The 20,099-nt window shown below is 61.6% G+C and carries 20 protein-coding genes and 3 pseudogenes; 9 read left to right on the forward strand and 14 right to left on the reverse strand.

Going from position 1 to position 20,099, the window contains the following annotated elements:
- Nucleotides 1-89: 89 nt before the first annotated feature.
- From EYW47_RS42600 to EYW47_RS28740, 3 genes are all read right to left on the reverse strand, one after another.
- Nucleotides 90-494: a PAAR domain-containing protein gene (locus EYW47_RS42600; RefSeq protein WP_133198235.1), complete on the reverse strand. Its 405-nt coding sequence runs from the start codon at nt 492-494 to the stop codon at nt 90-92.
- Nucleotides 495-713: 219 nt separating this feature from the next.
- The gene (locus tag EYW47_RS41050; protein ID WP_165976701.1) at nt 714-878 is read right to left on the reverse strand and encodes a hypothetical protein; all 165 of its coding nucleotides are present in this window, start codon (nt 876-878) and stop codon (nt 714-716) included.
- Between the two features lie 84 nt (nt 879-962).
- The gene (locus tag EYW47_RS28740) at nt 963-2,357 is read right to left on the reverse strand and encodes an MFS transporter (RefSeq protein WP_133198236.1); all 1,395 of its coding nucleotides are present in this window, start codon (nt 2,355-2,357) and stop codon (nt 963-965) included.
- Nucleotides 2,358-2,860: 503 nt separating this feature from the next.
- Between EYW47_RS28740 and EYW47_RS28745 the strand changes: the two genes are divergently transcribed.
- Nucleotides 2,861-3,334, forward strand: coding sequence for a hypothetical protein (locus EYW47_RS28745; protein ID WP_240763967.1), 474 nt, complete (start codon nt 2,861-2,863; stop codon nt 3,332-3,334).
- Nucleotides 3,335-3,354: 20 nt separating this feature from the next.
- Here EYW47_RS28745 and EYW47_RS28750 read toward each other — a convergent pair whose 3' ends face one another.
- The 10 genes from EYW47_RS28750 to EYW47_RS28795 all read right to left on the reverse strand — a co-directional run bounded on the left by EYW47_RS28750 (nt 3,355) and on the right by EYW47_RS28795 (nt 13,757).
- Nucleotides 3,355-4,164: an NAD(P)H-dependent oxidoreductase gene (locus EYW47_RS28750; RefSeq protein WP_133198237.1), complete on the reverse strand. Its 810-nt coding sequence runs from the start codon at nt 4,162-4,164 to the stop codon at nt 3,355-3,357.
- 595 nt (nt 4,165-4,759) lie between these two features.
- Nucleotides 4,760-5,422 carry a response regulator transcription factor gene (locus EYW47_RS28755; protein ID WP_133198238.1) on the reverse strand — a complete coding sequence of 221 codons (663 nt, stop codon included), beginning with the start codon at nt 5,420-5,422 and terminating at the stop codon, nt 4,760-4,762.
- 18 nt (nt 5,423-5,440) lie between these two features.
- Nucleotides 5,441-6,346, reverse strand: coding sequence for a S1C family serine protease (locus tag EYW47_RS28760; protein ID WP_133198287.1), 906 nt, complete (start codon nt 6,344-6,346; stop codon nt 5,441-5,443).
- Nucleotides 6,347-6,702: 356 nt separating this feature from the next.
- The gene (locus tag EYW47_RS28765) at nt 6,703-7,176 is read right to left on the reverse strand and encodes a DUF6130 family protein (RefSeq protein ID WP_133198239.1); all 474 of its coding nucleotides are present in this window, start codon (nt 7,174-7,176) and stop codon (nt 6,703-6,705) included.
- Nucleotides 7,177-7,377: 201 nt separating this feature from the next.
- Complete coding sequence (locus EYW47_RS28770; RefSeq protein WP_133198240.1) at nt 7,378-8,730, reverse strand: epoxide hydrolase; 1,353 nt, start codon at nt 8,728-8,730, stop codon at nt 7,378-7,380.
- A 22-nt stretch (nt 8,731-8,752) separates the two neighbouring features.
- On the reverse strand, nt 8,753-9,685 hold the full coding sequence (locus tag EYW47_RS28775) for an NmrA family NAD(P)-binding protein (RefSeq protein ID WP_133198241.1): 933 nt from the start codon (nt 9,683-9,685) through the stop codon (nt 8,753-8,755).
- A gap of 108 nt (nt 9,686-9,793) precedes the next feature.
- Nucleotides 9,794-10,831, reverse strand: coding sequence for an alpha/beta fold hydrolase (locus EYW47_RS28780; RefSeq protein WP_240763976.1), 1,038 nt, complete (start codon nt 10,829-10,831; stop codon nt 9,794-9,796).
- 52 nt (nt 10,832-10,883) lie between these two features.
- Nucleotides 10,884-11,876, reverse strand: coding sequence for a carbon-nitrogen hydrolase family protein (locus EYW47_RS28785; protein WP_133198242.1), 993 nt, complete (start codon nt 11,874-11,876; stop codon nt 10,884-10,886).
- Between the two features lie 74 nt (nt 11,877-11,950).
- Nucleotides 11,951-12,433, reverse strand: coding sequence for a MarR family winged helix-turn-helix transcriptional regulator (locus EYW47_RS28790; RefSeq protein WP_133198243.1), 483 nt, complete (start codon nt 12,431-12,433; stop codon nt 11,951-11,953).
- A 217-nt stretch (nt 12,434-12,650) separates the two neighbouring features.
- The gene (locus tag EYW47_RS28795) at nt 12,651-13,757 is read right to left on the reverse strand and encodes a GlxA family transcriptional regulator (RefSeq protein ID WP_338117848.1); all 1,107 of its coding nucleotides are present in this window, start codon (nt 13,755-13,757) and stop codon (nt 12,651-12,653) included.
- A 36-nt stretch (nt 13,758-13,793) separates the two neighbouring features.
- On the opposite strand from EYW47_RS28795, the gene EYW47_RS28800 reads away from it, so the two are divergent.
- From EYW47_RS28800 to EYW47_RS28825, 6 genes and pseudogenes are all read left to right on the forward strand, one after another.
- A complete protein-coding gene (locus EYW47_RS28800; RefSeq protein ID WP_133198245.1) occupies nt 13,794-14,348 on the forward strand; it encodes a tautomerase family protein in 555 nt (184 codons plus the stop codon).
- Nucleotides 14,345-14,803, forward strand: coding sequence for a hypothetical protein (locus EYW47_RS28805; protein ID WP_133198246.1), 459 nt, complete (start codon nt 14,345-14,347; stop codon nt 14,801-14,803). The genes EYW47_RS28800 and EYW47_RS28805 overlap by 4 nt, the downstream gene beginning before the upstream one ends.
- A 17-nt stretch (nt 14,804-14,820) precedes the next feature.
- Nucleotides 14,821-15,225, forward strand: a complete 405-nt coding sequence (locus EYW47_RS28810; RefSeq protein ID WP_240763970.1) for a hypothetical protein — start codon at nt 14,821-14,823, stop codon at nt 15,223-15,225.
- Nucleotides 15,226-15,553: 328 nt separating this feature from the next.
- The gene (locus EYW47_RS28815; protein ID WP_133198247.1) at nt 15,554-16,186 is read left to right on the forward strand and encodes a LysE family translocator; all 633 of its coding nucleotides are present in this window, start codon (nt 15,554-15,556) and stop codon (nt 16,184-16,186) included.
- Between the two features lie 80 nt (nt 16,187-16,266).
- Nucleotides 16,267-16,468: pseudogene (locus EYW47_RS42110) on the forward strand (cystathionine gamma-synthase family protein); the annotation flags it as partial.
- 135 nt (nt 16,469-16,603) lie between these two features.
- A pseudogene (locus EYW47_RS28825) lies at nt 16,604-16,819 on the forward strand (integrase); the annotation flags it as partial.
- 128 nt (nt 16,820-16,947) lie between these two features.
- Here the strand turns inward: EYW47_RS28825 and EYW47_RS42115 are convergent.
- Nucleotides 16,948-17,102, reverse strand: a pseudogene (locus EYW47_RS42115) (IS6 family transposase); the annotation flags it as partial.
- A gap of 243 nt (nt 17,103-17,345) precedes the next feature.
- On the opposite strand from EYW47_RS42115, the gene EYW47_RS28835 reads away from it, so the two are divergent.
- Nucleotides 17,346-19,403, forward strand: coding sequence for an FUSC family protein (locus tag EYW47_RS28835; RefSeq protein ID WP_133198248.1), 2,058 nt, complete (start codon nt 17,346-17,348; stop codon nt 19,401-19,403).
- A 17-nt stretch (nt 19,404-19,420) separates the two neighbouring features.
- Nucleotides 19,421-19,816 (forward strand): hypothetical protein, encoded by a 396-nt coding sequence (locus EYW47_RS28840; RefSeq protein ID WP_133198249.1) that lies wholly within the window; start codon nt 19,421-19,423, stop codon nt 19,814-19,816.
- Nucleotides 19,817-20,099 lie beyond the last annotated feature (283 nt).

A 20,099-nucleotide genomic window follows, 5' to 3' on the forward strand; every position in this document is an offset into this window, starting at 1 on the left:
AGAGCACGAAGCGCCCGGCATCGGTAACAGCCAGAGCTCGGCAAGCACCTGGAGCGAGATCCCCGACGGCGCGCGGCGCACCGTGTGCATCAACCGGGGCTGTTGTCGGGCGGCTGTGGCGACAAGCCTGGCCAGGCCGTGGTGCCGGAATCCTCGGTACCAGGAACGACAGGCTGGCCTGCGTTCTCGCGATACCACCGCGGCGTGTACTGTCCGCCTTTATCCCGTGGCGACTCAATCGTGCTGAACAAACGTTGACTGGCGATCAGCGTGCTGCCGCATGCGCTATGCATGCCATCCAGCGCCACCGGCTGCCCCTCGACGTTGAACCGGGACGAGCCCACGATCGCGTTGTTGCCGTGCAGCGGGCAGGAAACGAGATCGCCGACACGGGCGATCGGAAGGCCATCGTACTTTGTCGCTGGCGCGCCGGTGATGACTTGTCCGGCGTGATCAGTCACGTCGCCAAGCAAGATAATGAAACGGTGCGTCAATGCGCGTCTCCTTTACGCGGTGCGGAAGGGCATGTTTTTGCGGATCGAGACAACACGCAGATCGGCCGCGTCGTGCGGCAGAAACACCCGGTCCACGACCGACAGCACAGCGCGCGTGAGCGGCGCACCGCGCTAGTTGATGGGAATAGCCATCGACCACGAGCGAGTAAGGCCAGGCGCAGCGTAACAGAACTCCTGCCCGCCTCCGGTCTCGCGAGATCAAACGAATCGTTCGACCGCAACGAGCGAGTCCGGGACGTGCGTATCGGCATCTTGAGTCGGGCGCGCATCGATGACCGGCTCGACCCACTCGGCGAGATAGTCGAAATTGCGGTTGAAGTTCCGCGCGGGCAGCGGTGGGGTACGCTCGATCGCCCACCCCACTCCACACGTTCGCAGCGCCTCCAAACAAGGCGGACGCCCCGGCCGGTCCCGAAGCGCCCGCGAACCTCAGCGGCCCCCTCCCGCTCAATTCCCCGCACTCACCTCGACGGTCTGCACGGCCGGATGCGCCACGGCGCCCTCCTGCGGCAGCGCCCAGCCGAGCCAGCGCGCACGATGCGCGAGCACCAGCATGAACGCCAGCGCCGCGAGCGCGCCGAAGGTCGCAAAACCCATCTGATAGCTGCCCGTGCTTTCTCGCGCGATGCCCATGACCACCGGCAGATAGAACCCGCCAATGCCGCCCGCCGCGCCCACGATGCCCGACATCAGGCCCGTGCGGCCGTGCCAGCGGCGCGGCACGAGCTGGAAGGTCGCGCCGTTGCCGAGGCCGAAGCACACATAGGTGAGCGCGAGCAGCGCGATGCCGGCGGAAAGCGGCGGCATCCACGCGGCGAACGCGAAATCGCACAGCGAGATGGCCGCGAGCAGCAGCACGAGCGCGCGCACGCCCGAGATACGGTCGGCGATCAGCCCGCCGACGGGGCGCACCATCGCACCCGTGAGCGCGAGCAGCGACATGATCACGCCGGCCTCGAGCTTGGGCACCTGATAGAGCGAGACGAGCAGCGTCGTGACATACGACGACATGCCCACGAAGCCGCCGAAAGTGATGCTGTACACGAGCATGATGACCCAGGTGTCGCCTTCGGCGAGTACGCCGCGATAGTGGCGCGGCAGCACGGCAATCGCGAGCAGCGCGCCCATCACGGGCAGCAGCAACACGCCGGTCTTGCCGGCGCCGAACACGCCCGCATGCACGGCGAGCACGAGCGCAATCAGGCCCGCCAGCGTGACGAAAAACGCGCGCAGCGCCTGCGCCGCGCTGCCCGACTTCTGGCCGAGATCGCGGGCCCAGAAGCACACGGCCGTCGCGGCGAGACCGAGCAGCGGCAGCGCCGCGCCCGTGGCATGCATCCAGCCGTGGCTGTTGGCGAGCCCCGGAAACAGGAAGCCGTCGAGCACCGCGCCGATATTGCCGGCGGCAGCGAGCCCGAGCACGAGGCCCTGCACCTTCGGCGGATAGTTGCTGCCCGCCATCGGCAGCGCCACCGCGAAGCTCGCGCCGCCCACACCCAGCAGCACGCCGAGCACGAGCAGCAGCGTATAGGACGGCGCGACCGGCATCAGCGGCAGCACGAGCGCGGGAATCGCCGAAAGCGCGATGCCCATCAGCGCGACCTTGCGGCCGTCGCAGGCCTGGTAGAGATTGCCGAGTGTCACGCGCAGAATGGCCGCGCCCAGCACCGGCACCGCGACGAGCAGGCCGAGCTCGGCCGGCGTCATCTTGATGTCCTTCTGGATGAACGGCGCGAGCGGGCCGAACATCACCCACACCGTAAAGCCAGTGTCGAAATACAGAAAACACGCGACCAGCGCGCGCCAGTTGCCACTCTTTAGCGAACTCAAAAGTTCTTTCACGAGGCTCTCTCCAGGTAATGAGTCTCGGCACGCCTGCGGCGCCCGGGTTCCGTTACTTCGTAGTCCGATTCAAAGGCGAAAACAAAACGGCGTCCCGAAGCGCATCCGCATGAAGCCGTTGCGCTCCATGGGATGCCACCTCGGGACGCCGTTGCCCCGCTTTGTTCGTCGCAATCGTCCCGCTTCCGCGTGACGAGCTGAAATCGCCGAGGCCGTCATTGGCCTCGCGGGGTATCAAGCAATACGTATGCCAGTGACAGAGGGAAATGAAATGTGATGACCGCAACGGCTTGCGACACGGGCCGCGCGCGGGTGGCCGCGTTTTCGTGACGGAACGTCCGGGACGCGCATCGAGCAGCGCAACCCACTGTTGATGTGCGATTCATGAAAGCTGCTGGTGCACTGCAGCGTAACCGCGCACCAGAGCCGGGCGCGGGTGCCTCCCACGCGGCGACCTATTATTGAATCGAGCGAAGTGCTCGGCCTCGCACTGGAGGCACATCATGAGACCCGCTGGATGGATACTGCTGGGCACGCTGGCCTTCGTCGCTTTCGCCGTTTGGTCGGAGAGCGTTGCAGCGAATACCGTGAGGCTCGCTGCGGCCTCGTCCTCGCCAGCCACGCCGATCGCGCAAGCCGCAGCAGCGCCGACGATCGCCATCGTTTCCGGCACGTGGGGGGCCAATTGCGGTGCGCCGCGCGGCAATGCCACGCGCGATCTCGCGCAGCACTGCGATGGCTTGCTTACCTGCGGGTACGTGCTTGGCGCGCACGCGCCGGGCTCGCCATCGACTCCCGCGCCCAAGGCGCTGCCCTCCGGGCGCCAGATGACGTCCTTCGCGACATGCCGCGTGGACTATCGCGCGCAATGGCGATGCGGCAGCCGCGAGTTTCATGACGCATCGCTCAGCGCAGGCGCCTCGCCCGGCGACACGCTCGTGCTGAGCTGCGTGCGCGAAAACGGGCCGGGACACTGAAGCCCCGCCCTCCACGACCATCACGCCCCCGATAGCGCTCCGGCCGTTACCGCCTGCTCGATATGCGCGGCAAAGCCGGTGCGGCCCGGCGCGATCTCGTCGCGCAACGTGAGCGCCGGAATCTCGTACGCCCCCGCATTCTGCGGACGAAACGCAATCGGCGCGGCGCTCCATAGCGTATCGAGCCGCTCGCCCAATGCCTCACGCGTGGCCGCGAAGCGTTCTTCGTCCATGCGCCCGGTGCGATACACGACGAACGGCGGCAGCACGTCGAAGCCCGGGTAGTAGAGCACGCCATGCTGGATCGGAAACAGGATGTCGTCGATCGGCCCGTTGACGCCGCGCGCGCCGTAGTGCGACTCCCAGCCGCCCGCCGTCACGACCAGCATCGCGCGCTTGCCCGCGAGCGTGCCTTCGCCATAGCGACTGCCCCAACGCTGGTCGGAATGCTCTCCCACGCCATAGCCGAACCCATAGGCATAGACGCGCTCGATCCAGCCCTTGAGGATCGCGGGCATCGAAAACCACCAGAGCGGGAACTGCAGGATGACTGCGTCGGCCCACCGCCGCTTGTCCTGCTCGCACGCGATGTCCGTGCTTTGCGTGCCGCTCTCGAAAGCGTGCTTCGATTCGAGAGAAGGATTGAACGGCGCGGCGGCATCGCGCCCGGGCGCGTCCTGCGTATCCAGTACCGCCTTCCAGTTCATTGCGTAGAGGTCCGAAACCTGCACCGCATGGCCCGCCCGCGTGAGACGGTCGTGCGCGAAATCCTTGAGCGCCCCGTTGAGCGAGCGCGGCTCGGGATGGGCGTAGACGATGAGTACGTTCATGCTGAAGCTCCGCTGGTTGAATCGATCGGGTGAATGGCACTCAGCATAGGGAACCGTCTGCTATATTTGAAATGAATATCGGCAATGACAGGTATTACGATGCTTAATCCACGCCGCCTCGATCTCAATCTGCGGGTCACGCTCGTGTTCGCCCACAAAATAAATAAAAAAAGAAAACAATAAAAACGAAAACAGGCGCCTGAGTATCACCCAATAAAAACCGAAACAAGTAAGACAACAGAAAGAAATAGGAGGATTCCGCCCAGACGGAGCGACGGAGCCAGTGATGCGGCGGCGATAACGCCCCTTATCGCGGCTTGCCGCCTGGCCCTCGCCGGATCCGCGAGGGCCACCGGTACGGTGCGCCGCCCCGCCGGCTCATCGAGGCACGGCTGACGCAGACGTCTTCCCTTGTTGAGGCGGCAGGCCGCCACTCAGCTACTTCCGGTCTCGGCCAAAAACGGTCCTTCGCGAGGGTCACCACATCGCGGACGATCGGCACAAAAACGAGTGCCGATGACGGTAGTTGGGTGACGCGTCGAGGTCGCGAGAGCCGTGGACCATATGCATGCAGTGGCAGGCTCGTCATGTTTGTCTACACCATGACGTATCCGTACCGCATACCGAGCATCACTGCTTCGGTGCGATTGGTCGCGCCGAGTTTGCCGAAGATCGAGGAGAGGTGGAATTTCACCGTGTTGTCCGAGATATCGAGTTGCCGCGCGATCTCCTTGTTGCCGAGTCCGTCGGCGAGCATCGCCAGCACTTCGATCTCCCGTAAGGTCAAGGCTTCGAACGGTTCGCCGGATGCCATCTGGCTCGACGGTTTGCGTGCGGCCAGCAGCCTTGCGAGGAGGTCGGGCGAAAGCACGCAAAGGCCCGCGGCGACCGCTTCGATGGACACGACGATTTCGGCAGGTATCGCGTTGCGCGGCAGGATCGCCGTCGCATCGGCGGGCAGCGCGTCAAGGCTCCAGTCGCTATCCGGGTCGTCGAGCAGCAGAACGAGCGCCGACGGTCCGTGTTCGAATAGCGTCTTGAGCGCGTCGCTCGCCTCCGGCTCGATGTCGGTCACGACCACATCCGGCACCGAACCGGCGAGGCAATCGACGAGCGTTTCGGCGTCGGCTGCGCTACCCAGGAACCCGAATGCCGGGTTCGCCTCGACAAGCGTTTGCAGGCTTGCACGCACCTGCGGCGATGCCGCAATCACCGCGACCTGCACCGGCCCCATGTGTACCCTCTGTCCATCCGACATTTAGCCGCTTCCCGGACCTCACCTGCACGAATTCCGTTGGGGGCGTTCGCCCACTGTTACCGAACTCGCGTGGCGTTCGCCACCTCGGATCAACGTGATTTGCAACTGCTGTCCAATGCTTGCGGAACCCAGCGCAGCGTGCACGTCGTCCATGTCGCGGCAAGGCCTGCCGTCCAGTTCGATCAGGACATCGCCTATGAGCACACCCGCCTGTTCTGCAGGACCGCCCGGCGCAAGCGAATTGATCAGCAATCCGCTATTGAACGGCAGGTTCAGTTTGTTCACCCACGCGTCTGGCAGGCTGACCTGCTGTGTGCCGACGCCAAGGTAGCCCCGCGAGACGCGCCCTTTAGCCAACAGTTCATCGGTGACGCGCTCCACAGTCATCCCGGGAATCACCATGCCGGCGCCGCGCATCAGTGCCGACGTGCAGATGCCCATGACATGCCCGCGCATATCTGCGAGGGCCGCCCCGGAGAAACCCGGGCGCAGACCGCCGTCCAGTCGCACGAACGCATCGAGCTGTCCACCTCTCCACGTGCGCCAGGGACCACCTGTGCTGCCGATCACGCCAAAATCAGCGCTGACCCCGAGCTCGTCCGCACGCGCGACGGCGAGCGCCAGATGGCCCGGCTTCAGTGAGCGGGCGTCACCAGACTCGGCTGGGTCCAGGTCCACGCCGTCCAGCTTCAGCACGGCGAGGTCGGTGCCCAAATCCAGGCCCGCGAGGACTGCGGCGACCGTACTGCCGTCGGTCGATGTAACTTCGATCCCGTCCTCGCGCCTGATCGTGTGCGCAGCCGTCACGACGACGCCATGGCGCCAGATTACCCCACTTGACGGCATGCGATGCCGGCCGCGTACTGCCACAACGCTGCGTCCGACTCGCCCGACAATGTCTGCCAGATTGTCCGAAAGATCCATCAAAGGATTTCCGCTCGAGGATGTGGTTTCCATTTCAAGTCTCCCGCCAATTGCGATACGCCCACTTTGTGCCTCGCGTCGTCGATTGCTTAGCTATCCTTTGCGGGTGGCGTTGTGACGACGGATTCACAATGACAGAAAGACAGGGGGTGCACACCACCCAAATGGGTAGCAGGGTAGACGCAGTGCGGGCTTCACGATGCAGCGAGAGGCTGACGGCGACCTGGCAGTTGTCCTCGTGCGCCATCCAATAAATCGGATCGACGCCGATGTCCGACAGCGAAGCCAGAATGAAAATTCAGGATGCGTCGGACGTCACTCGCGACGGACTAACGCAGAGGCTCTTGTCATCACCTTCAGTGTGAGTGAGACGTGCCCTCTGGGACCGTGAACGTCACTATCTGCCTGCACTCAGTGCACCCAGCGAATACGTGGTGTTGAGCGTCGACCAACTCGACAAGCATCTTGTGCTGACCAGGTGGCAGACCCGCCACGCTGATTGTATTGACGTCATTCGCTTCTACCCAACCCCAAGGCAGATCGTCGATGTGTACGTGCAGATGCCCGATTCGGGGAGACACGTTGAGCGCGGCTGCCCCGAACACCGGCAAGATATGCACGTTCTCCACCCGATATTGGATCCAGACGATGCCGTGGGCCAGACCTGCGGCAAGCGGCGTGGGATCCACAATCAGTTTGGGCGGGGGCTCGTTATCGATGGCGACGTACGGTGAGGCCACGCCGACCTCCCCTGTGCTCTGGGCGAAGGCGTTCGTTGCGAGCACGGTACCAGCCGCGACTGCGGCAAGCGTCTTGATCAGCATGTTCATTTGCGTTCTAACTATTTGATCCCCAGGGGGAAAATTTCGATTAACTTGGCGTGCAATCGCCGGTCCGTGTCATGGCAGTTGCACAAGCGGACCCGGGGCCGAACCAAACGGCAGATCAATGCGAACAACATCGCATGGACCTGACTAGCACGATTACATCGAGGAGCGCTCCAACGCATGCGCGTCGGAGCGCTTTGCACTTTAGGCGCGCAAGGGCCTTAATCCCGTGCGCACTTCGTTCGCGAAAATCATCGGTTCTTCCCATGCCGCGAAGTGCCCGCCCGTTTCAGGCTTGTTGAAGTAAATCAGGTTGTGATAGGCCTTTTCGGTCCAACTCTTCGGCGCCTGGTAGTTTTCACCCGGAAACGCGCTGACGGCGGCAGGCACGTTCACGTCGGCTGCGAGGAAGAAGTTCGCGTGCGACTCCCAGTAGAAACGCGCCGCCGAGATGCCGGTGTTGGTCAGCCAGTAAAGCGTGATGTCGTCGAGTACGTCGTCTCGCGTCAGCGCGCCTGCTGAATGACCGTTGACGGGATGACCGAGCACGGCCGCGCTCAGCGCCGCTGCGGGCTGGCCGTAGCCATCGCCATGGTCGAGCAGCCAGGAAGCCAGCGCGACGGGCGAGTCGGCGAGTCCATACAATGTCTGCGGGCGCGTACCCATTTCGAAAGCGTAGCCGCGCTTCTTCTTGAAGTTGGCGCTTAACTGCTCATACGCGTGCTTTTCCTCATCCGATAAGCCGGCAGGCATCGGGTCTCCCGCGGCCAGCGACTTCAGAATCTCGGCCGGAACGGAGGCAGGGAAGTTCACATGAATGCCGATCAGTTCGGGCGGCGCCTGTTTGGCCATGATGTTCGTGACAATCCCGCCGAGATCGCCGCCCTGCGAAGCAAAGCGCTCATAGCCGAGGCGCTTCATCAATGTGACCCACGCGCGCGCGGTGCGTTCCGGGCCCCAGCCCGTTGTGGTAGGTCTCGCCGAAAAGCCGTAACCGGGCAATGAGGGAATCACGAGATGAAACGCATCCGAAGCCGGCGCGCCATACGCAGTCGGATTGACGAGCGGGTCGATGATCTTGAACTGTTCGATGACCGAGCCGGGCCAGCCGTGGGTCACGATCAACGGCATCGCGTTTTCGTGCTTCGAGCGCACGTGGATGAAATGGATATCGAGTCCGTCAATCTCAGTGATGAACTGTGGATACGAATTCAACCGTGATTCGCATTTGCGCCAGTCGTAGCCGGTTGCCCAATACTGGGCGAGTCCCTGAATGGTGGCGAGCTGAATGCCCTGTGATTCGTCGGGCACCGTCTCGCGATCCGGCCAGCGCGTGGCTTTGATGCGGCGCCGCATGTCGGTAAGCTGCGACTCGGGGACGTGAACGCGGAACGGCCGGATCGCCGTCTTGTCGCCATTCGCGGGTTCGGTGATCTTGCCGATTGCAGGGCTCGTTTGCGCGAAGGCGAGCCGGCTCAGCGAGCCTGCCGCGAGCGCCGCGGCGGCCACGCCGACAAAGTGCCGGCGCGATGAGGATTGGGGCGTGTCTGTTGACATGGGAGCGGTCTCCTGCCTGGGTTCAACGTGTTGTGTTGCGCGTGAAGTCTGCGATGTGCAGTTTCACGAAGTCGTACATGCTCATGGGTTTGCGGCCCGTGAGTTCGAACAGGTCGTTCGTCATGCGGTCGTATCGTCCCTGTACGTGGAGGTCGGCCATTACGACCAGATGCCTGACGACATGATCGGGAATGCCGAGTTCGCGCAATTTGTCCGACCACGGCGCGACAGGCACATTCCGGTAACGGATGGGCCGGCCGAGCGCGTCCGAAAAGACACGCGCGGCCTGTTCGAGATCCGTTGATTCAAGGCCAGTCAGGTTATAGATCTTGCCGAGATGCGGTGCCGGATTCTCGAGAATGACCGAAACCGCATTTGCGACGTCAACCGCAGAAATGGGCGACGTCTTGCTGTTGCCAAGCGGCAGCGCAAGTTCGTCGTTGTCGCGCACGCCGGTTGCGCCGAGCGTCAGGAAGAAGCTCTCGAGAAACGCCGTGGGCCGGACCGTGACGACGGGCAGCCCCGACCACTGCAAGACCTGCTCGGCAAGCCAGTGCAGCTTGTGCTGGGGGCTGTCGGTCGTTGCCGTGATGCTCATTTCCGTGACGGTCATCTGCGACATGTTCACGATGGCTTCGACGCCATAATGACGCGCCACGGCAGCAAAATTGACCGTTGCTTCGAGATACGCTGGGGATACGGACATGCCGAAGTAGACGCGCGAACAGCCTTCGATTGCGCGGTGCATCGAGGCGAGATCGGTCAGATCGCCGACCACGACTTCGGCGCCAAGGCCGCGCAACTCGTTCGCGCGATCGTCGTCCTTGCGGACCAGCGCCCGCACTTTATAGCCTTTCGCGAGCAGTGACGTTGTCACGTTGCGCCCAATTCCACCAATCGCGCCTCCGGCGCCCGTCACGAGAATGGGCCGATCGTGGGCAGGATTCGTTGTCATATCACATTACCTTTGAAGGAGAAAAATCAGTTGATTTATGTATGCATATACACATATATGCATGGAATTGTGCGCGTGCACACGTCGATCAACGCGTCGATCGCGGCATCATTCGCGTGCGCTTTGCAGAAAGTCGAGCATTGACTTCGCAACCCGCTCGGGCTGCTCCTCCTGGATAAAGTGCCCACTGTTTTCTACGTCAACGGCGCTCATGTTGACCGCCTTATCTCCGACGACCATTTTCATCCACTTGTATGCGGGACCGCCCATCACGAGAACGGGCATTTGCAGCTGGCCATAATTCCTGTTGTCGCTGATGTCCTGAGGGAAGGCCTGATACCACGCGTTGCCCGCGCGGATCGCGGCGGCGCTGTTATAGGCGTGCTCGTACACGGCGCGGTCGCGCATGTCGACTGCTTTCTCGTTCACAAGAAAGTAGTGGAAGAGCCAGTCCTGTTCAAGCCGGACCCGGCCTGCGAGCAGTTGCTCCGGCAAACCGCTGACCTGATTGAATGCAAACCACCACAGGTTCGGGCGCGCCGAGCCCAGCCTGTCACCGTATGCGCCATTGGCGGGTAGAAGCGGAAACGTCTGCAGGCTATCGTCGGGATGCGGAAACTCCATCATCACCAGCTTGTCGGTGGCTTCCGGATAGTTTTCCGCGTAGGCGAACGCCACAGCCGAGCCGATGTCGTGTCCCGCGATCGCAACCTTGTCGTATCCAAGCGATTGCGTCAGTTCATGGATATCGGCGGCCATCGTTTTCTTGTCGTAACCGTCAGTGGGTTTCGACGACGCGCCCATGCCGCGCAGATCCACCACGATCACGGTGTAATGCTCGGCGAGCGCCGGCATGATCTTGTGGAAGGTCCACCACGTTTCGGGCCAACCGGGCAGCAACACGAGCGGTTCGCCCTTGCCGCCGATCACATAATGCAGCCGTACGCCGTTCACGGTTGCATAGCCATTTCTGAATCCGGGCAGCGACTTCACCAGCGTGCTGTCCGAAATATCGGTCTTTGCGGCTGCGGGCTTGTGCGCATGCGTTGCGGCGGGTGCATCCGTCGTGGACGTCTGCGTGTAGCCGGGCGAGGCGGTCGCCATCAGCGCCGTAACGACGATGCTCGCGCAGCCGGTCCTGAACATTGCTTTCAAAGCAAATCCTCCTTCGATAAAGGGGCAATTCGAAGTTCGCAGGTCATGCAGCCTGGGTGCGCAGATCGTCGGCACCCTGGTCGTTGACGATCATCGGATGCGAAGCGCGTTCGTGAACATGCGCGGTCGGCGCACGGTCGATCATCAGGCTCAACAATTCGGGGCGGTTGTAGTGGCCGGCCGAGTCCATCAGCATCTTGCGGCGGTCGATTTGCGTGAAGTCGAGATCGACGATCACTTCGCCTTCACCCGAGCGAAGCGGCTCGGCCATCAGCGTGCCGTCAGGAGCGACGATCGTGGTAAAGCAGCCGCCCGAGATCGGACCGATTCCACACCCGGTATCTTTCATGATTTGCGCCTGCTGGTCCGCGTCCAGCCACGCCGTTGCATTGACGACGAACGCGCCGGATTCGAGCGCATGCTGGCGGATGTTGATCTCCATACGCTGAGCAAAGCCTTCGCCAAAGGCGGAACCCGGGTACATCGCCGAATGGATCTGCTCGCCGTCGGCGATCATCGCGTAGCGGGCGAGCGGGTTGTTGTGCTCGAAGCATGCGAGCTGGCCGATGCGGCCGACTGCGCTGTCGACTGCACGCAAGCCCGAGCCGTCTCCCTGGCCCCAGATCATGCGTTCGAAATGCGTCGGCGTGATCTTGCGGCGGCGCTGGATCAGCGTACCGTCGGCATCGAAGAGCAATTGTGTGTTGTACAGCGTGCCGCCATCGCGCTCATTGACGCCAATGGACACGACCACGCCGGCCTTTCGCGCGGCTTCGCCAATCGCGTCGGTAGCAGCGGACGGCACCGTCACAGCGTGTTCGAACAGGCGCAGATGTTCGGTGCCCGAAAGAAGCTCGATGCCCGTCTGGACGGCTGCAAAGTAAGGGTAATACGGCACGACCGTTTCGGGGAAGGTGGCGAACTGCACGCCCTTCTGGCCGAGTTCGTGGATTTTCTGCACGACCTTGGCGACGGTTGCTTCACGGCTATAGAGCACAGGGCTGAACTGGACGGCGGCGGCTTTGACGACTTTCATGAAAAACTCCTTGATGATGGGTAGGGGTACCAGGCATTGTTCGATCTTGCATATGCAACATCGACCGAAAAACTTCATACGATGCGCAGCGGCAGTTTGCGGGCGATATTCATGAGTTCACGGGCACCGCCTTCGCTGAGGAGGTGCATCGCGTGGCTCTGTGCCGCCGACCACGCGCTCGCGGCGTTTTTGAGCAGCGCCCTGCCTTCGTGCGTGAGCGAGAGCGGGCGGCTTCGACCATCGCTTGCCGGGACGCCCTCGATAACCCAGCCCTGCGCGATCAGCGGCTGCAGATTCCTTGTCAGCGTCGAGCGCTCGTGATGACTACGCCGGCCCAGATCGGAGCGGCTAACAGGGCCGAACTCCCCGATCAGCACGAGCAATGAGAACTGCGGCGCCACGATGCCGAACGGACGCAACGCGTCGTCATAGACGGAAGTCAAGACGCGGGAGATCTGCCGGGCGCGCGTCAGCAGGCAATTGCGCGCGATCTGGCTGCTCAGCGGCTCATCCGCGGTGCGGTCCAGTTCAACGATTCCGTTCGACTCGTGTTGCATATGCACGACCTCGGTAAGCCCAGTTTTTGCGGTGCGGTGTTTTGCTCGCGATGGGCGTATTTGAGCGGATGAACGTATCCCGCTCGTGTCCGAAAGTTGGTTGTGCGCAAGCTTGCGTATCCCCGGCTGTTGTAGATACGTTGAGATACAAAAAGGACAGTGCGGGGAAAGAGGGAGGGAAATGACGAGAGTTGCGGCGTGATGATCCCGCGAGGCCTCAGCCGCCGTTGCGGCCTGATTCGGCTTCTATATTCTCCGCCGCGGCACGCAAGAACCGCATTTGATATTCACTCGGCGACAACCCGGTCTTGCGCTTGAACAATTGCCGAAATGTGCTGATATCGCCATAACCGACCCGCTGACTCACCGCCTCAAGCCCGATTGGCCGCGTTTCCAGCAACCTTTTCGCGACCTCGATGCGCAGATTCTGCAGATACGTCAACGGTGCGAGCCCGACGGCTTCCTTGAAACGGCGATTGAGCGTGCGTTCGCTGACAGCAAGCGACGCCGCCAGATCGCTCAACCGGAATCCCTGCTGCAACGTAGCCTCCATCTGCTGCTGGGCGCGCGCGACGAGCGTGTCGGTATGCCCATGTTCGTCGACAAGCGTGGCAAAGCACGCCTGCGAAGTCCGGTTCATGTCGATCAACAGCGCCTTCGCGGTCATCGTGGCGAGTTCTTCGCCGGCGAATGTTTCGACGAGCCGCACCGCGAGATTCAGATACGACGTCACGGAACCGCCCGAGATGATGCCGTCTTGCGCGATCAGCAGTTCCTGTGCGCGAACTTCGACACGCGGATAGCGGCGCGCGAAGTCCGCGGCTCTCGCCCAGTGCGTCGTTGCGGCGCGGCCATCCAGCAGGCCCGCCTCGGCGAGCAGGTAGTTGGCCGTGCAATAAGCCGCCAGCACGGCACCTGCCTTGCGTTGACGCCGCAGTGCGGAAGACAGCGCGTTCAACTGCTCGCGGCGCCCGATGAACTCGTCGATGTTCGAGAAAAACGGTGCCGTCAGCAGAACGGCGTCCGCCCGTTTGCGCGGGTCGATCTTGCCGTCGACGTGAATGGTCTGGCCCGACGCAGCCGTGACGGGTTGCCCGTCGAGAGATTCCACGCGCCATGCAAACACGGGCGCGGAAGTCGTGCCCGGTGCAGCCCTGCGCGCATGGAACTGATTGGCCGCGCTGAAGACGTCAACAGGGCCCGCGACGCCGGACGCGAGGATTCCGTCATAGACCCAGATGCGGACGATGGCCATTGCGTGTCTGAAATTCCCTGAATAATGGCGATCCTGCCACTTCCGGCCGCACGAGTAAACCCCGATCATGGCCACATCCAATGACCTGAAAGCAGGAGCAGCACCATGCCAATGATCGATGCACTGTGGCCCGAAGACGCCTTGACGCCCAAGGCCGAAGCGCGCCTCGTCAAGGAATTGACCGACATTCTCATCAAGGCGGAAGGGTACGATCCCGCCAATCCGATCGCACAGCGTGTCACCGTGTTCCATCTTCATCGGCCTGCTGCGATCTACATCGGCGGCGAACGCACGAACACGATACGCTACCGGATCATTCCGTCTGCACCCGAAGGGCAATACACCGACGAATCGCGTCGCTCGCTCGTCAGAAACGTCACGGAAGCGGTGGCGCGCGCGGAGAACCGGCCGTTCGATGACGTCGCGCCGCGCGTCTGGGTCTTCCCGACCGAGATTCCGGATGGCGCCTGGGGGACGCGCGGCGCGATCTGGATGCTGCCCGATATTCATGCGCTGCTGGCGGGCGAGTCTGAGCACGGCGCGGGCGTTGGACGCCTCGCGCGACGCCGCCTCGAAAAGGCGCGCATCACGCTCGAAGCAGCGCTCGATGCCGCTCGCGCAGGCATGACGAGCAAACCGTCACTGGAGCGCCCAGCATGAAATTCAACGACACAGCCCCCGTGCTGGCGCCCGCGGGCGGTCCGCCGCTCTGGCTGGCGAGGCTCGCCGAAAACGCGACGCTCGAAGCCACCGTCCTGAAGCGTCCGATCGAGGGACGAGCCGATATTCTCTCCGTGATCAAACACGCGGTCTCGCTCTACGAATTCCAGCATCACAGCTACAAGGGCGAGATCGGCAACGGTTTGTACATGGAATCCTATCGGTCGCAGATCCAGGGCGTGCCGATCGAAACGGTGGTCGTCGCGCATCTGAACGAACAGGGCGAGACGGATTCCGTGGTCATCAACCATCGCCCGCTCAACGCAGCGCTGCTGTTTTCGAAACGGATGTGGGAACGCGTCGATGAGCGCTTCCGCGATTGCTATCTGACGGGACCAGAAGCCGCAGCGCTGAATACGGCATCTGGTGTGGCCTCGCGCCAGCCTTCAGGCTAATGCGACAAGAACAGGACATGATGAAACGCCTTCTTGTTAATTTGACAACAGCCTCTGTGCTGGTCGCTTCTGCTGGAGTCTCCATGGCGCAAACCACTCCGATGCCAACCACACCAACCACGAAGATACTGGCGATTGGCACCTTTCCGCCGGGCACGGACATGCAACTTGTCCAACACATTCTTCCGACCGAAGTTCGCGAGACGGCGCAGCTCTACCTCGAGGGCAAGATTGACCAGTGGTATTCACTGCAAGACCGGGCTGGGGTGGTGTTCATCCTGAACGTTACGGACGTAAGTCAAGCGCATGAAATGCTCGAGGCACTTCCCTTGGGGAAAGCGCACTTAATGACATTCTCGCTCCTCCCAATAGGCCCACTGAAGCCGTTGAGTAAGCTTATGAATCCGCCTTCCCCCCAGTAGAAAGCGCTAGAGCGTACTGGGCTGCTGCGCCGCCGGTTTTCCTGGCGAGGCAGGCAACGCGGGCAGACTATCTCGCCGTTGTCTTTTGGTAACCTGGAAGTTCCCGGATTATATCGGCGCGGACTGCTCATGGCGTCCGGACAACATTATTCCCCCAATCACCGTCTCGCCGTCGCTTTGTTAGCGTGGCTGCTGCATTTGCCCAAGCCGCTAGACTTGAGCGCCCGGGTATGGGTGCGCTCTTTCTCGGGTACACAAGCTGACTCTTGAGTGCCCGCACGACCCGTCAGGTGCCGGTAGCGGCATCGACCTTTTCTGGATCCCAGACATGACTGGAAACGCCTTCTTCTCGACAAACCTGCTGCTTGCCTATGCAGCGTATTTCGTTGGCACCGCAAGTCCCGGGCCGAGCAACCTTGCAATTATGTCCATGGCGGCCAATCACGGCCGGAAAGCGGCATTGATGTTCGCACTCGGTGTCATCTCGGGGTCGATGTTTTGGGCGACGGTGGCAACGCTAGGCGTCTCGGCTACCCTGATCGCCTATTCTCAATTCATCATTGCAATCAAGATTTTTGGTGGTCTGTATCTCTTGTGGCTAGCCTTCAAATCCGGACACAATGCCCTTGCGACAGCAGCTGCATCCGCAATGAAGCTGGAACGAACACAGACATTGACGGGCGTCTACGCCCGCGGAGCGATGCTCCATCTCACCAATCCGAAAGCCATCCTCGTTTGGGTTTCAATTGTTGCTCTATCGTCGAACAGCACGGGATCTGCCCATAGTGCTGTAATTGCAGGCTGTGCGGCCATTGGATGTTTGGTGTTCGGCGGTTACGCCGTACTGTTTTCGACGGACTCGGCCCGCAGGATGTACGTGCGGACCCGTCGCACATTGGAAGGATGCCTGGCCATAGTATTTGGGATTGCCGGGATCAGGCTCCTGGCGTCGCGTGTCTAACTAGTTTCAGTAACTTCGCTTGTCCAATGTCGTACTGGGAACGCAAGGTCGTGGCAAATGGATCGTGGCGGAGGCAGGTATTGGAACGCACGAGCATCACCACGGAAATCGTGCATGCGGATCGGGGGGCGCTGCGGCATTCGGTGAGATTCACCAACAGATTCACACCTCGGTTCAGTACGGTTTCGAGCGTGTCGAGAACTGATCGAGGTATTCCAGGGCACGTTCAAGGGTGGCTTCCGCGACGCGCGGCAGGAAACGCCGACGACGCGCCTGGAGCGCTACTTCATCCCGGCGTCCCCTGCTACACCGATCTCGGCCGTTCGGTCGACATACCAATGAATGTCAGAGAAGGGCCCGGTAGCGCCCATTGCGTGGACTCAGACTGAATCTCCTTTCAACTGAAAGGAGATCGTCATGAGCACGCCATCCAACGCGCGCCCATCGCGGGCGCCTCGCAATAAAGGGAGATTGACCGGCCAGAAGCCGCCGCTGAAGCTTAAGGAGATTTGGACAATACGCGTGCGCCTGCAGCTTTCGTGCCGCGTGCGGGATCTGGCAATGTTCAATCTTGCCATCGACAGCAAGCTTCGGGCATGCGATCTGACGAAGCTGCGCGTGCGCGACGTTTGTCACCGGAAGCACAAGCGGCCCTGATGAGGAGCCTCCCCAGCTTTTGCACGCTCTCCTTTCTGCAGCAATAAATGTGTCAACGAATTCGGATGTGACCGCATAGCGACGAGGCGGGGTCGATGACACATTTATCGGGTTCTACGCTTCAGACCGAGCTTCGCGAGATTGCACTGCCCCTTGCGAACTCGATGCCTGAAATCGTTGTCGCGGCGCTCCTGAACCGTTTGAAACCGAGCATCACATTCGTTCTGGATTTGATGTAGCGATGGTCCTTGGCGAGCACTATCGTATCCGCGGATGGCATCCGGCCGATCCCGGCCGATGTTAGCAATCAAACGGCAGGAGGCCCTGTGTCGGCACCGTGAGTGATTTGTTTTCGACGGAGCATTCGACGGCGCTGACGCGCACGTAGTCATGTGCGTTCGACCCGGCGGATTTCAGCGAAACGTAGCACACTGTTGTTCGCTCCACTGCGAGCCCGGCCGGTTTGCCGGGCGAGAGCCTGTTCTCACACGCGATTATTCCGATGAATTTCCCTTCGCTGCGCGACTGGATTTTTTCTCTAAAGACCTTCTTCGCAGGGATGCTCGCGCTTTACATCGCGTTCTACTACGACCTTCCGAGGCCCTACTGGGCGTTGGCGTCGGTCTATATTGTGTCGAACCCGTTTGTCGGCGCGACACGGTCGAAGGCGCTTTATCGCGCGATCGGCACTGCCCTTGGCGCGGTCGCGTCGGTTGCCCTCGTGCCGCCTTTCGCGGAGACGCCTTATTTGTTGAGCGCGCTAATAGCGTTATGGACAGGCGTGTTTGTGTACATTTCGATCTCGACGCGAGCCGCACGCAATTACGTTTTTCTGCTCGCCAGCTATTCGCTGTCCGTCATTGCGCTACCGGCATTGTCGGATCCGTTGAGTATCTTCGATGTGGCAGTGGCGCGAACCGAAGAAATCACGCTTGGCATCGTCTGCGCGAGCATCGTCGGCAGCGTTTTTTTCCCGAACCGGCTCGCACCAACACTGATCGAGCGAACCGACTCGTGGTTCGGCGAGGCCGCTCTTTACGCGAAAGAGTCGATGGCGGGGCGGGTCGCGGGAGCGCTTGTTTCAGGAAGCCGCCAGAAGATGGCGTCGAGTGTCCGCGGCTTCGAATTCCTGTTGAGCCAGTTGGCCTACGATCATGTCAGCCCTGCGATTCTCGCTCGCAGCGAGCAACTGCAGGGCCGGATGCAACTGATACTGCCCATCACCTCGGCGCTCGCGGACGTACTCGCGGCCGTACACGCGGCCACGCAGAAATCAGGCCTTGCTATTCCTGCAGGATTCGTCGAACTGCTGCGCGATATTGGGCGCTGGATGGACGCGCCGCTCAGCGAGGACCCCGAGCGCGAGGCGCCGCTATTCCGGACGCGTATTGCGCAACTGGATCCGCCCCGCCACGAACTGACGACATGGCAGGATGCACTGTTATCCAGCGCGCTCTGGCGCTTGCGGCAACTGGTCGATTTGTGGGCCGATTGCCGGACTTTGCGCCGTATCATCGTTCACGAAAGAGGGCACTGGAGGCCACGGTATCGTCATTGGCGGATCGGCACGCGGCACGCTTTTCTCGACCATGGCCTTGCCCTGTTCTCCGCTAGTTCGGCAGCGCTGGTCATCTTCGTTTCGTCGTGCCTGTGGATCGCTTCGGGTTGGCAGGACGGTGCGGCGGCGGTGTCGTTGGGCGCCATCGGCGTCTGCTTTTTTGCTGCGCTCGACGAGCCTGTGCCGATGATGATCACTTTCCTGAAGTGCGCGACGATGGGCGTCATCATTTCGGCGTTCTATTTGTTTGTCGTGTTGCCGAGTGGCCAGGAATTCCCTTTGTTGGTCATTTTCTTCTCGTTCCTGTTCATTCCTCTCGGACTGTTGATGTCACGTCCGAAATGGGCGTTGATATCGACGCTCGTAGCGTTGACGACCGCAACCTTTCTTGGAATCGACAGTGTCTATGACGCCAACATTCTGAGCTTCCTGAACGGCAATCTTGCGGGACTGGCCGGCGTCATTTTCGCTTCGGTGATGACGGGGGTAATCCGTCCGTTCGGAACGGATGCCGCGACTGCGCGACTGACGCGGTCAAGCTGGAGGGATGTCGTCTTGAGCGGGTCCGCATTGTCGCTCGATCAGCAGCGCGATCTGAACGCGCGCATGCTCGACCGGCTCGTGCAGCTCATTCCGCGCGTGGCGCCGAGCGAGGACTACAAGCATCCTTCAACCGAAAGCCTGCGCGACATGCGCATTGCGCTCAATACACTCGACCTGCGCAGACTCTCGGGCAAGTTTTCTGGAGAGTTGCCAGTCGCGTTGAATCGCGTGCTCGACGACGTGCAGTCGCACTATGAACGATGCCTCGAATCGGGCGAGCGGCAACCCGTACCGCCCACGCTTGCAGTCGACATCGATGCCGCCATGGCGCGGATCATGGCCGATTTCGCCGCCACCCCAGCTGCGCCTGGCTACAAGCTGCGCAAAGGTGCGCTGCACGCGCTCATTGGACTCCGGCTGTCGCTGTTCCCAGGTGCGAAGCCCGACGACGTTTCATGATCGGGGAGCGGTCCGTCATGCAGGGCGCGCAAGCGAATGGCGCGCCAATGACGAAGGCCTGCTTCGTCGACCACGGTGGCAATTCCGCTGACATGGACACTCGTATTCAGCAGAACCTCGAGAACCATGGCGTCTCAGTGCTGACGGCTCCAGGTTGCGATAAGAACACTCCGGGCGTCGATTTCACGGTCACCTACACCGACCAATGGTGGTGGGACATCGTCATGTACTTGAAGGCGGTTGATATCCACTTCTACACCGCGCCGGGTGGGCAATTGATCGCGTCCGGTCACTGGAACAATTCGCCGCTGCATCAGTTTCCGAGCGCCGACGGCGTCGTCGCCAACCTGATGGACGATATGTTCAATCATGCATCAGGTGGCGTGGTCAGAACGAGTTCGGCGGCGAAATGAAACCACAGGGCGCGGTTGCTGACGTCCTATGAGCACGGTCGAGGCCGCCAAGGCGCGAGGACGAACGACAGACGCGACGAAGCGCGGCGTAAGCCCTGGGGAACGCACGTCACGGATCGATGGCCGCAGATGCGTCAAACGGGGAATTGCACAGCGCGCCTTTCACACGAGGCAGAAGGCGAACGGGATGCCACGTCTGTCGACGAAGCAGTTGCATCGTCCACCAGAAAACGATGGATGCAATTTGGGCGCAGGGCCCTCCACAGCGCATAGCGATGGCAGA

Source organism: Paraburkholderia silviterrae, assembly GCF_004353915.1.
In the GTDB taxonomy this organism is placed as follows: Bacteria; Pseudomonadota; Gammaproteobacteria; order Burkholderiales; family Burkholderiaceae; genus Paraburkholderia; species Paraburkholderia silviterrae.